Annotated in this window: 14 protein-coding genes; 10 read left to right on the plus strand and 4 right to left on the minus strand. The window is 43.2% G+C overall.

Features of this window, described 5'->3' with window-relative positions:
* Window positions 1-26: 26 nt before the first annotated feature.
* Complete coding sequence (locus N774_RS0102150) at window positions 27-278, minus strand: hypothetical protein (RefSeq protein WP_024859657.1); 252 nt, start codon at window positions 276-278, stop codon at window positions 27-29.
* Between the two features lie 51 nt (window positions 279-329).
* Window positions 330-1151 (minus strand): DNA-3-methyladenine glycosylase family protein, encoded by an 822-nt coding sequence (locus N774_RS0102155; RefSeq protein ID WP_024859658.1) that lies wholly within the window; start codon window positions 1149-1151, stop codon window positions 330-332.
* Window positions 1152-1254: 103 nt separating this feature from the next.
* Between N774_RS0102155 and N774_RS0102160 the strand changes: the two genes are divergently transcribed.
* The 5 genes from N774_RS0102160 (at window position 1255) to N774_RS0102180 (ending at window position 5521) form a co-directional block, all read left to right on the plus strand.
* On the plus strand, window positions 1255-2130 hold the full coding sequence (locus N774_RS0102160) for a TPM domain-containing protein (RefSeq protein ID WP_024859659.1): 876 nt from the start codon (window positions 1255-1257) through the stop codon (window positions 2128-2130).
* 28 nt (window positions 2131-2158) lie between these two features.
* The gene (locus N774_RS0102165; protein ID WP_024859660.1) at window positions 2159-4024 is read left to right on the plus strand and encodes an ABC transporter ATP-binding protein; all 1866 of its coding nucleotides are present in this window, start codon (window positions 2159-2161) and stop codon (window positions 4022-4024) included.
* Between the two features lie 21 nt (window positions 4025-4045).
* Complete coding sequence (locus N774_RS0102170; RefSeq protein WP_024859661.1) at window positions 4046-4738, plus strand: GTP pyrophosphokinase; 693 nt, start codon at window positions 4046-4048, stop codon at window positions 4736-4738.
* Window positions 4739-4884: 146 nt separating this feature from the next.
* Entirely contained in the window at window positions 4885-5187 is a 303-nt protein-coding gene (locus N774_RS0102175; protein ID WP_024859662.1) for a hypothetical protein, read from the plus strand.
* 94 nt (window positions 5188-5281) lie between these two features.
* On the plus strand, window positions 5282-5521 hold the full coding sequence (locus N774_RS0102180) for a YdbC family protein (RefSeq protein WP_024859663.1): 240 nt from the start codon (window positions 5282-5284) through the stop codon (window positions 5519-5521).
* Window positions 5522-5551: 30 nt separating this feature from the next.
* Here N774_RS0102180 and N774_RS0102185 read toward each other — a convergent pair whose 3' ends face one another.
* Together N774_RS0102185 and N774_RS0102190 are read right to left on the minus strand one after the other, a co-directional pair.
* Window positions 5552-6415: an undecaprenyl-diphosphate phosphatase gene (locus N774_RS0102185; protein WP_024859664.1), complete on the minus strand. Its 864-nt coding sequence runs from the start codon at window positions 6413-6415 to the stop codon at window positions 5552-5554.
* A 103-nt stretch (window positions 6416-6518) separates the two neighbouring features.
* Window positions 6519-7187, minus strand: coding sequence for a Crp/Fnr family transcriptional regulator (locus N774_RS0102190; RefSeq protein WP_024859665.1), 669 nt, complete (start codon window positions 7185-7187; stop codon window positions 6519-6521).
* A gap of 105 nt (window positions 7188-7292) precedes the next feature.
* Here N774_RS0102190 and nrdD point away from each other — a divergent pair, with 105 nt between their 5' ends.
* The 5 genes from nrdD to N774_RS0102215 all read left to right on the plus strand — a co-directional run bounded on the left by nrdD (window position 7293) and on the right by N774_RS0102215 (window position 12950).
* Window positions 7293-7559, plus strand: coding sequence for an anaerobic ribonucleoside-triphosphate reductase (nrdD, locus tag N774_RS0102195; protein WP_024859666.1), 267 nt, complete (start codon window positions 7293-7295; stop codon window positions 7557-7559).
* 71 nt (window positions 7560-7630) lie between these two features.
* Window positions 7631-8182, plus strand: coding sequence for an NADH peroxidase (locus N774_RS0102200; RefSeq protein ID WP_024859667.1), 552 nt, complete (start codon window positions 7631-7633; stop codon window positions 8180-8182).
* 140 nt (window positions 8183-8322) lie between these two features.
* On the plus strand, window positions 8323-11091 hold the full coding sequence (locus tag N774_RS0102205) for a glycoside hydrolase family 3 protein (RefSeq protein ID WP_024859668.1): 2769 nt from the start codon (window positions 8323-8325) through the stop codon (window positions 11089-11091).
* A gap of 2 nt (window positions 11092-11093) precedes the next feature.
* On the plus strand, window positions 11094-11435 hold the full coding sequence (locus tag N774_RS0102210; RefSeq protein ID WP_024859669.1) for an arsenate reductase family protein: 342 nt from the start codon (window positions 11094-11096) through the stop codon (window positions 11433-11435).
* 177 nt (window positions 11436-11612) lie between these two features.
* Window positions 11613-12950, plus strand: coding sequence for an SPFH domain-containing protein (locus tag N774_RS0102215; RefSeq protein ID WP_024859670.1), 1338 nt, complete (start codon window positions 11613-11615; stop codon window positions 12948-12950).
* Window positions 12951-12986 lie beyond the last annotated feature (36 nt).

The following is a 12986-nucleotide window of genomic DNA, read 5'->3' on the forward strand; positions in this document are numbered from 1 at the left end:
ATTATACCACAAAAAGAAACTAATGTCTATAGAAGCAGAAACAGTACAATACCAAGAAATAAAGCCAGCAGAGCAGCTAAAACAGCTTTTTTGAGCCTGTTCCTTTTCCCTGTACCTTTATCAGGCATCAGACTGTGAAGAAGCCGTTCGGCTTCCTTGCGCCTGACAGCTTCAGGGAATACGGTAACATTGGGTCTTACATAAAGTACAGCCTTTTCAAAATACAGACTGTCAGGATTTTGAATCTCGATAATGTTTTTGTTTACACCTTTAACCATAATATCTCCTCAAAAGTTATTTATGGGGAGTATCGGCAGATTTTTTATGGTTTATTCGCCTTGTTTGGGCAAATTCCTTATGTAATGAAAAAGATACTGCTGAGCTATACCACCTTTGCTTTTGGCAAATTCAGGGAATCCTTCCGGGTAATACTGAGCGAGAACTCGTTTTATCCACACATCAACAGGGAATGCTTCTGTCCTGTACATTCCAAAAAGCAGAACACATTCAGCGACCTTAGGTCCAACGCCTTTTATCTGCTTCAGAGCAGTACGGGCTTCGTCTATCGGCATTTCTGCGATCTTATCGAGACTGATCTCATTATTGGCAGACTTGCAGGCGGCGTCGAGAATATATTTTGCGCGGAAGCCGCTTCTGAGATATGCCAGAGACTCTTCTGTTTCGGAACTGAGCTGCGGCGGGTCGGGAAATTTCCCTTTGTAATGCTCGCAGAGACGGTCGATAATGCCTTTGATACGGGGAATATTATTGTTCTGGGAAATAATAAAGGAAATAAGGCACTCCCAGCTGTCCTGCTTCAGCAAGCGGATGCCCTGTGCAAATTCGCAGGCCTTTGAGAGAGTTTCATCTTCCGAAAAGCAGCGCTTCAGCTCTGAGTAGTCGGTCTCAAAGTCAAAGTAGTTTATCCACTTTGAGACAAAATCGTTCTCAGATGTATCGTGAAAAATAAAATTACTTTTGCTTGTCTGCGAGATCGTAAGTTTGTCGTTTATAAAATATCCCTCATATGTACAGCCATAATCAGAGGGTATCTTTTTCCAGCGGAAAGCCTGTCCGCAGTCAAGAGTTTCATCAAGGTCGAGGTCTGGTTCATGTACGATAATATCTCTGCCTTGTACGCGGTAATCCATACTGCAGCTCCTTTACAAAAAATTTATTGATCGGTTGTACTTGATTTTTCTATTAAATTATACTAAAATATAATAGTAATTACAAGAGCAAGGAATGATTTTTTTGAAAAAATTTTTATCCGCAGCTGTTTTTGCAGCTGCTGTCGCACTTACGATCTGCAGCTGTTCCTCAAAGAGCAGCACCTATGTACCAAAGCACAACGTCGAAGCAACAAGCCAGCCATTTACGGAACGCGAGGTAAAAGCTGCCGAGGGAACGTATGTCTTTGACAAAGCAGGTCTGCTAAGTCTTGAAGATACAAAAGCATGCAACGACTATGCAGGCTGGCTGTATAATGCGAAGCTTATTAACACGGCTGTCATTACGGTAAATGAGCTCGGTGATAAATCGCCTTATGATTATGCTGCTGATGCATTTGCTGATATATATGAAGCAAAGGGCAGCTGCCTTATAATTCTCATAAATAATGACACTAATGAAGATGTTGTCTATAAAACGGGCACCTGTCTGACAAATATAGGTGAAAAAGCTCAGGAAAACGCTGTATACTGGTCCACAAAGGAGATAATGAAAGGCGATTACAGAAAAGGGATCATGCGTCTTTTACAGCTGGGAGAGCTGTGCCCCGATCATATAACCGATAATGTTCAGCTTTTTGAATATGAGCAGAGCAAGGCTTTGGAGAAAGCTCTTTCATCGTGTAAGGAAGATATAACGCTTCTTGTCTCAAAAAACAACTCAACAACGCCAAATGAAGATATACTGAAAACCTATTATAAACGTAAATACATCGACAAAAGCGGGATAATGCTTATGCTTGATACAAAGAGCAGAAAAATGATCGCATACTCCGAAGAAAAGACACCTAAGGAGCTTGATACAGCGCTAAAGGCAGCAAATGAACTTACCGTCAAGGAGGACTATTACGGTGCTGTTAATAAAATAGTTGAAGCCATGGACGGAAAAACAGTTTCATGAACAAAAATAACATTGGGAGTTGATATTTATGCCGCCTGTTGGTGGACCGCGAGGAATGGGCTACCTTACCGATGAGGAAAAGAAAAACCGCCCTAAAGTTACAAAAGCACTGCTCAAAAGGATTTTTTCCTATCTGAAGCCGTATTGGAAGCAGATGCTTATAGTTCTTGCAGCTATAATCATTTCATCGACGCTTACCCTTCTGCCATCTGTTATTACAGGTAAGATAATCGACGAGGGACTTATTGGAAGAAGTCTCAATAAACTGATATTCTTTATCGTGATGTCATTGGCAGTAACTCTCGGAGCTAATCTCATAGGAGTACTTGAAAGCTACATGAATACATGGATAGCTCAGCATATAACCTATGATATGCGCAATAAGATGTATGCTCATTTGCAGAAGATGTCCCAGAGATTCTTTACATCGAATAATCAGGGCGATATCATAACGCGAATGACAAGCGATATATCGGGCGTTCAGCAGATAATCACAAATACACTGACAAGTATATTATCAAACTCCATTACTCTCATAGTTGCTATGATAGTAATGTTCAGACAGAACTGGGTACTTGCAATCGTGGGTATGCTTGTGGTGCCGCTTTTTGCTATACCCACACGAAGCGCAGGAAAAACAAGGTGGTCCATAACCAAGGAATCACAGGCTTGCAGCGATGAGATCAACGGCATACTCAATGAGACAATGTCTGTCAGCGGTCAGCTTCTGGTAAAGCTTTTCGGTATGGAGCAGACTGAGTACGACAGGTACGAAAATGTCAACCGCAAGATGATAAAGCTAAATATTCGTGAGGGAATGGCGGGGCGCTGGTTCAGAGTTGCTCTTACAACATTTTCAAGCATCGGACCTATGCTCATATATCTTGCAGGCGGTATTCTCATGATGAAGTATGATTCTGATCTCACTGTGGGCGATATCACAGTACTTGTGGCTCTTCTCGGCAGAATGTACGGTCCTGTTAATCAGCTTCTGAATATTCAGGTGGACTGGATTCGCTCAATGGCTATGTTTACAAGAATATTTGAGTATTTCGATATGCCGGTGGAGATAGAGAACGCTCCCGACGCCATAACTCCCGATAAAGAGCCCGAGGGCGAGGTGGAGTTCAGAAATGTGGGCTTCTATTACGATAAGGAGCGTCAGATACTCAATGATATCAACTTCTCCCTTGAAAGCGGCAAGTGCATTGCTGTTGTCGGTCCCTCAGGCTCGGGAAAGAGTACTCTTGTAAATCTTATTCCTCGCCTTTACGACGTTACCGCAGGAAGCGTACTGTTTGACGGTATTGACGTCAGGAAGCTTGATCTTGAGTATCTTCGCAAGCATATAGGCATCGTTAGTCAGGAAACATACCTTTTCAACGGAACTATCCGCGAAAACCTTCTGTACGCAAAGCCTGACGCTACAGAAGAGGAGCTTATTGAAGCCTGCAAGCAGGCTAATATCTACGAATTCATTGAAAAGCAGGAGACAGGTCTTGATACTGTTGTCGGAAACAGAGGACTGAAGCTCTCAGGCGGCGAAAAACAGCGTATATCAATTGCCCGCGTACTGTTAAAGGATCCTGCGCTCATGATTTTTGATGAAGCTACATCTGCTCTGGATTCTATATCCGAGCAGAAGATACAGGACGCCATAGATCCCCTAATCTCGTCAAGAACAAGTATTCTTATCGCACACAGACTTTCCACTATTCTCGCCGCTGATGAGATACTTGTCATCAAGGACGGTATAATATCAGAAAGAGGTACTCACAGCGAGCTTGTGAATAAGGGAGGAGTATATACCGAGCTTTACAAGACGCAGTTCAGTAAGGCTGAAAGCGGTACAGAACGTTTTGAATATACAGAAGGCGAGGATAATACGGACTAAAGACAGAAAGGAAGGAAACATATGAGCGAAAAAGACTTCATTACAGAAGCATTTGACAATCTCCCCGCACTTACGGACAACAGCGAGTCAATGAAGGAGATGTTCTCTCATGTTTTCTATGATTTTTTACAGCTTCAGCACCTTTACGATTCGGCTATTGAAGTAGTAAGGACACATCTAAACATTCTTGACAATGAATTCAGTGTTAAATTCCAGAGAAATCCTATCCATAATATTGAAAGCAGACTGAAATCGCCACAGTCCATAATCGGGAAACTACAAAAAAAGGGACTGCCTATCTCTACAGATGCCGCAAGGAAGAATCTGCTCGACCTTGCGGGAATCCGTGTTACCTGCTACTATATATCTGACATATATGCAATAGTCGAAATGCTTGGCAGACGTGATGATTTCACTGTTATAAAGCGCAAGGACTACATTAAGAATCCAAAGCCCAGCGGATACAGAAGCTATCATATGATACTGAATGTGCCTGTTTATCTGTCAACTCACAAAGAATATGCTCCTGTAGAGATACAGATACGAACCATAGCCATGGATTTCTGGGCAAGCCTTGAGCATCAGCTCAAATATAAGACCTCGACGGAGATAACCCCCGAAATATCCGAAGAGCTCCGTGAATGCGCCGAAAGAATAGCTGAGACTGATATCCAGATGCAGCGGTTATATATGCAGATAAATGATATGGAATAGAAAAAACTCGCCGTTTCGGCGAGTTTTTTCGTCAAAAAGCTGCTTAAAGCTTTCTGTTCAACAAAAAAAATACCCGTTCACATTGTATCCTGTTGATGTTATAATGATATTGTCATATGACGGAACAAAACGAAGGGAGCATAAATATGTTCGGGATAGTAAAAAGAATAAAGCATGAGGTTAAAGACAAAACTGTATATATGGAGATATACGGCGATAACAAGGTCACGTACCGTGTTCTGAGCGGAAGGCTTTATATGTACGGTGACGAATTTATTACATACGGGATAGAGGTCATCGACAGAAAAAGCGGCGAAAAGGAGATAATATCCGATTTTTCACGTAATATCGAAGATGCTGTAGCTTTTGCAGAGGCTCTGATATCAGAGAGATGCCGCCCGAGACAGCTTTACAGTAAGGCGCTTGATTTTCTAAGAGTATCTATTTGAATTTTTTTCTCCGTGGCTGTTGCTTTTTATTATGTTTTATGTTATAATACTAAATTGAATGGTAAACAGCCAAAAAATGAAAGGAGAAATGAAAATGGCAGAGCTTAAATACGAAATAACAGAGAAGGTAGGCGTTCTCTCAGAGAATGCAAAGGGGTGGACAAAGGAGCTTAATATGGTAAGCTGGAACGAGCACGAGCCAAAGTACGATATCCGTGAGTGGTCTCCCGATCATTCAAGAATGGGTAAGGGCGTTACTCTTACAGCTGACGAGCTTGCAGAGCTCAAGGAGCTTCTTGCAGGCATCGACCTTGATTCCTTCGATGAAGAATAATAAAAAGGCAGCTCATCGAGCTGCCTTTCGTCATTTTATAAGAGCTTTTCCACCGAAATAGAGCAGTACAAGTATACCGAGCACTATTCTGTACCAGCCGAAGACCTTGAAATCGTGTTTTTTTATGTAGTCCATAAGGAATTTGATAACGAATATTGAGACAAGGAATGAAACAACGCAGCCAATAAGAAGGACTGCCAGCTCACTGCCTGTGAAGTCGAATCCGAATTTTACAAGTTTAAGGAGACTTGCTCCGAACATAACGGGAATAGCAAGATAGAATGTGAATTCAGCTGCTACAGTACGAGAAACTCCGATAAGAAGTGCTCCGACAATAGTTGCACCCGAACGTGAGGTTCCCGGAAAAACAGCTGCTATAAGCTGAAAAGCGCCGATAATGAATGCTGCATTGAATGTGAGTTCGGATATTGTTTTTATCTTGGGATTTTTGCCTTTGTTCCAGTTTTCAACAACAATAAATGCGATACCGAAAACAATGAGCGCTACTGCAACCGTCCACGGATTGTAGAAATGCTCGTCTATCCAGTCATCAAGCAGGAGTCCGATAACAGCTGCTGGTATGCAGGCTGCAAGGACTTTGAACCACATCATAAAGATATCTGTCTTTATCATCTGACCGAAAGGTGATTTGTTCAGCGGGTGAGCGTTGTCTTTCTTGCCGAAGGGCCACAGCTTCTTCCAGAATATGACAACGACAGCAAGAATAGCTCCAAATTGTATTACAACGTCGAACATCTCTTTGAAGTCATCTGACTGGTCGAGTTTTAAGAATTCGCCGACAAGGATAAGATGTCCTGTACTGCTTATGGGCAGCCATTCAGTGATCCCCTCGACGATTCCGAGAATAATTGTTTTGATTATCTCCCAAATCATAGTTTATTTTTTCCTTTCAATTTAAAAATCAGCATTTATAAGTTTATCATTTCAATAAAGAAAAGTCAACACATAATTTCAGATATGACAAAATTGTTATTTTTTATATATCGTGTTCCTGATTATGCTGTAACCGAAATTTTCGTTTGGATATTGTAAGTATCCCTGCTTTTTTCAGTCTTGATATCTCACGCTGTAAGGCGCTTCTGTTTACGCAAAGGTAGTCTGAAAGAGCAGTAGTTGAAAAAGGTATCTGAGGAGCTTTGCCTTTTGGAGTTTTTTCCTCTATGATACTCAGACAGATGATAAGCTTATCCTCAATGGAGCGCTGGCTCAGGACTTCGATACGTTCATTCAGGGATATAGCCTTTTCAGACATAAGATCAAGTAGATTTTCGACTACACGTGAATGGCACTGACAGGCGTTTTCGCATCTTTTTGTAATTTCAGACCGTTTAACAAACATGACTTCGCAGTCGCTTTCAGCAACTATCTCAATACCGCTTCGCTGTGAGGCTGTAAAAGTGAAATATACCCCGAAAATGCTTTGTTCTTCAAGGGATTCCAAAATAGAACGTACACCATTCATATCATAGCGTACCATGACTGCTGTGCCGTTTAATATTATTCCGAGCTTGTCGGGATTATCAGAGTAATCCATTATGCGGTTTCCGGACTTGAATTTCTTTATATCCGCGTTAAAGCAGCTTATCATGCGGTGACAGTCGTCATGCTCAATGCCTTTAAATAGTATATTATCTTCAGGTAACATAAAAAAACTCTCCTGATGTTGCATATGCAACAGATTTTTAATATGTTTTATGATACAATATATTCAGACATTTGTCAATACTATGTTTATGGAGGTCAAAATATTATGAAAATCAATGTTATCGGCGAACAGCTCTCACAGGACGAGATCAACGCCTATATCGACTATGGCAAGAAAAAGTACAGCGACAGAGAGATTCTTGGCATGACAGTAAAGACCGACGGTGAATACGTTGATCTCCGCTATGATTTTGCGCAGGATGTTCCTTTCGACAGAATAAGAAGAATTACAGGCTATCTCGTTGGTACACTTGACCGTTTCAACAACGGAAAACGTGCAGAGGAGCATGACAGAGTAAAGCATTCAGTTTAAAATGTCCATTTCAGCAAGGCTTTCAGCTTAGCACGGACTAAAATATTTTAAAACTATGGAGGTATACTACTATGAAAACCTATGTATGTCCAATTTGCGGATACGTTCACGAAGGAAACGAACCACCTGAAAAATGTCCACAGTGCGGTGTTCCCGGCTCAAAGTTCATTGAGAAGGAAATGGGCGACAAGCTTGTTTTTGCCTGCGAGCATGAGCTTGGAGTTGCAAAGGCTGTAACAGATCAGGAGATCCTTGACGGACTTAGATCTAATTTCAGCGGTGAGTGTTCAGAGGTTGGTATGTATCTTGCAATGGCAAGAGTAGCTTACAGAGAGGGCTATGCTGAGATAGGCGCTTACTGGGAAAAGGCTGCATATGAGGAAGCTGAGCACGCTGCTAAGTTTGCAGAGCTTCTCGGCGAGGTGCTTTCATCTTCCACAAAAGAAAACCTTGAAAAGAGAGTTGCTGCCGAGCACGGTGCAACAGAGGGCAAGCTCAGGCTCGCTAAGAGAGCTAAAGAGCTCAATCTGGACGCTATCCATGATACAGTTCATGAAATGGCAAAGGACGAAGCTCGTCACGGCAAGGCTTTCGAGGGACTTCTCAAGAGATACTTCGGTTAATTATACATAAGAGCGAGGCAAATGCCTCGCTTTTTTTATAAAAATGAACTTTTTGTTTAATTTTGACTAAAGTCCTTGAAATGGAAGATCAAATTTGATATAATGTATTCATAATATTTTTTCGCAGGGAGGCTATTGCTATGAAAAGAACTCTTGACTGGAATAAATATCTTGAAAAAGCCGCAGAAATTGTTGCTGAGGGCATTGTCATGCTAAAAAATGACAATAATGCTCTGCCGCTGGATATGAGCAAGACGGTTTCTGTTTTCGGACGTATACAGCTCCATTATTATAAGAGCGGTACAGGCTCTGGCGGTATGGTCAATGTATCAAAGGTAACAGGCATCGTTGACGGACTTGCGGAAGCAGGCGTTAAGATAAATGAAAAACTGCGTGATATATACCGCAAATGGGACGAAGAGAACCCCTTTGATCAGGGCGGAGGCTGGGGCGGAGAGCCATGGAACCAAAAGGAAATGCCTCTTGACGACAGCATAGCCGAGGAAGCTGCGTCTGTAAGTGAAACTGCTATTGTTATAATAGGCAGAACAGCAGGCGAGGAGCAGGACGCACGTCTTGAAGAAGGCTCCTATCTTCTCACATCTGTGGAGCTTGATATGCTGAGAAAAGTTAGGAAGTATTTCAAGAAAGTCGTTGTACTTCTCAATGTCGGCGGACTTATCGACCTTGAGCAGATATTGGAATGCTCACCTGATTCATTATTATATGTATGGCAGGGCGGCATGACAGGCGGAACAGGTACTGCTGCTGTACTGACAGGTAAGGCCAGCCCATCGGGCAAGCTTCCTGACACGATAGCATATAAAATTTCAGATTATCCCTCGGACGAGTATTTCGGTGACAAGAATAAAGCGGTTTATGCAGAGGATATTTTCGTAGGCTACCGCTGGTTCGAGACCTTTGCAAAAGACAGAGTTCTATATCCATTTGGCTTTGGATTATCGTATACAACATTTGATATTGAATTGACTTACGCAAAAAAATACGATAGTGAAAGCATGATCAATGTCAGAGTGACAAATACAGGAAGCTACCGCGGCAAGGAAGTCGTTCAGGTATACTGCGAAGCTCCACAGGGGAAGCTTGGCAGAGCCAAGAGAGTCCTCTGCGGATTTGTAAAGACAAAAGAACTTGCGCCGGGCGAGTCACAGTCCTTGAAAATAAAAATAGATCACAGAGATATAGCTTCATATGATGACAGCGAGGGCAAGCATTGCTGGGTACTTGAAAAAGGCAGATATGCGCTCCATATAGGCAGCAACGCGAGAAACTGTATCGATCAATTCCATTTTGAGATAGAAGAAGATACAGTTATTGAGCAGTGTTCGCAGGTGCTGGCACCTGTTGAAGCCTTTGAAAGATTCAAGGCAGCTGAGAACGCTGAGGGGATTACGAAGATATTGGAAAGTGTCCCTCTCAGCAATGTTGACGAAGAAAAGCGCAGACTCGAACATCTTCCAAAGGAGATTGCATACACAGGAGATAAAGGTATAAAGCTTGTTGATGTGAAGAACGGAAATGCCACAATGGAGCAGTTCGTTGCTCAGCTGTCAGACCACGATCTCTCGTGTATAATTCGCGGCGAGGGCATGGGAAGTCCGAGAGTAACTGCAGGAACAGCTTCTGCATTTGGCGGAGTTTCCGATGAACTCGTTAAATTCGGTATCCCTGCGGGATGCTGTTCTGACGGTCCATCAGGAATGAGACTCGACTGCGGAACAAAGGCTTTCAGCCTGCCCAATGGCACGCTTATAGCTTCTACCTTCAACCGTGAGCTTGTCGAGGAGCTTTTTGAGTTCATGGGAACTGAAATGATAGCAAACAAGGTGGATTGCTTGCTCGGCCCCGGAATGAATATTCATCGTCATCCACTTAACGGCAGAAACTTTGAGTACTTCTCGGAAGATCCTTTCCTCACAGGACAGATGGCTTCGGCAGAGCTAAACGGACTTCACAAAGTTGGTGTTACAGGTACAATTAAGCACTTCTGTGCAAACAATCAGGAGACGAACCGTCATTTCCTTGATTCAGTTGTGTCCGAAAGAGCTCTCCGTGAGATATATCTCAGAGGGTTTGAAATAGCTGTTAAAGTAGGAGGAGCCAAAACGATAATGACGACCTACGGAGCTATAAACGGCTTATGGACCGCAGGAAGCTTTGATCTGAACACTGTGGTGCTTCGTGACGAATGGGGCTTCAAGGGCTTTACCATGACTGACTGGTGGGCGAATGTTAACTACAGAGGTGAAGAACCAAAGCGAAGCTATTATGTTCCTATGGCAAGAGCTCAGAACGACGTATATATGGTCTGCTCAGACAGCTCTTGCGTTGATGCGGATATTGAAGCTGCACTAAAGAACGGCTCCCTCACAAGAGCGGAGCTTCAGCGAAATGCAATGAATGTACTTGGTTTTATTATGGGCACCCACGCAATGAAGCGCCTCATTGGAGAAGAAGACATTGTTGAGATAATAAACCGTCCCGACAGTGAAGAGCTGTCTGACGAACCTGTTGTTTTCTACGAAATTGAGGATTCTTTAAAGCTTGATCTTTCAAACATCAGAAGCGAAAAGGGTAAGAATCACTCATTTGCACTTATCATAAAGAAGCTTGGCTGGTATAATGTTACTATCACAGCATCATCTGTTCAGAGCCCGCTTGCGCAGATACCTGTTACCATATTTGCAATGGGTACAGCCAGCGGCACTCTTACATGGAACGGAACAGAGGGAAAGCTCATACCGCTGGCCTGTGAAATACCCATGTTCTCACGCTTTACGGCAATACGCCTTTATTTTGCACAGAACGGACTCGATCTTCACAGCATAGAATTCAAGCTTGTACGCGAAGCTGATAATATGGATCTTGCCTTTGCCGAGGAGAATTAACGATGAATATACAGATTTTTGGTACTAAAAAGTGCTTCGACAGTAAAAAAGCCGAGCGCTATTTCAAGGAACGTGGCGTAAAATACCAGTTCATAGACATGAAAGAAAAGGGTATGAGCCGCGGAGAGTTCAATAATGTGAAGCAGGCTGTGGGCGGTACTGACATGCTTATAAATACCGATCATAAGGATAAAGACCTGCTTGCAATGCTGCAATATCTGTCCGAGGAGGACAAGGAGGAAAAGATACTGGGAAATCCTCAGATAATACGAACTCCTGTAGTCAGAAACGGTAAAAAAGCGACCATTGGCTACTGTCCCGATGTATGGAAAGAATGGGAATAATATTGTTAAATAATAAAAATATTTCTATAACAGGAAAAAATTGCTAAAAGGTAGTGCATTTTTCTTTAAAATATGTTATAATTACAATATGTTGGTTAAAAACTGACAGATAATTGACGGAAATCAGCTATTTTCCGTGAAATTTTATAGGGATCATTCCCGAAAGGAGCTTAAATTATGGGACTTATCAAGGCAGCTCTCGTAGGAGCAAGTCAAACACTGGCTGATACATGGCTGGAATTCTTCGTATGTGAATCAATTCCTGCTGATGTTCTCGTTGTAAGAGGAAAGAAGCAGCTTGGCAAACATTCTTCCAACACAAAGGGAAATGATAACGTAATCTCCGACGGAAGCGGTATCGTTGTACATGAAGGTCAGGCTATGATCATGGTCGACCAGGGCGTGGTAACTGAAATTGCTACAGAGCCCGGCGTATACAAATATGAAACAGGTACTTCACCCAGTATCTTCTCCAGCAGCTTCGGTGCTGGTCTCAAGGAGACCTTCAAGGAGATGTGGGATCGTATCAAGCACGGCGGTACAGCTGCTAAGGATCAGAGAATTTACTACTTCAATATGAAGGAGCTCGTTGACAATAAGTTCGGTACACAGAACCCTGTTCCTTTCAGAATGACATATCCCGATCTCGGAAGAAGCTTTACTGTAGGCGTTCGCTGCAACGGTATCTACTCCTACAGAATTGCTGATCCTGTAGTTTTCTACGTTAACGTATGCGGAAACGTTACAGACAGATATACTCGTTCAGAGCTTGACAATCAGCTCAGAGGCGAATTCGTTGATGCTCTGCAGCCTGCATTTGCTGCTATCTCAGCTACAGGTATCAGATACGATGAGCTTCCCGGCAAGCAGAGCGAGGTTAAGCAGGCATTTGAGACACAGGTAAATCCTGTATGGATCGAGAAGAGAGGTCTCAAGATCTGGTCCGTAAGCATTCTTTCAGCAACTGTAAGCGACGCTGATATGAAGCGTATCCAGGAATTTGAAGACAGAGCTTGGAACCGCGATCCCGGCAATGCTGCTGCTACTCTCGTTGAAGCGCAGGCACAGGCTATGCAGAACGCCGCAAGCAATCCAAACGGTGCTGCAATGGGACTTTTCGGTATGGGCATGGCTCAGCAGGCAGGCGGCATGAATGCTCAGAGCCTCTTTGGTATGGCGCAGCAGAATCAGGCACAGCAGGCTCAGCAGCCACAGCCACCTACAGGCGGCGCAGCTGAATCATGGAAGTGTGAGTGCGGCGAGACAAATACAGGCAAGTTCTGCGCAAGCTGTGGAAAGCAAAAGCCTGTTGTACTTACTCCCGATGGCTGGACATGTGACTGCGGCGCAGTAAATAAGGGCAGATTCTGCTCAAACTGCGGACAGAAAAAGCCTGAGGGCGCACCTCTCTACAAGTGTGACAAGTGCGGCTGGGAACCTGAGGATCCAAAGAATCCTCCTAAGTTCTGCCCTGAGTGCGGCGATCCTTTCACCGATGATGATATTGTAAAGTAATTACTACATAACGGGCGGACCTCGGCGTCCGCCTGT

This window comes from Ruminococcus flavefaciens AE3010 (assembly GCF_000526795.1).
Classification (GTDB): domain Bacteria; phylum Bacillota; class Clostridia; order Oscillospirales; family Ruminococcaceae; genus Ruminococcus; species Ruminococcus flavefaciens_D.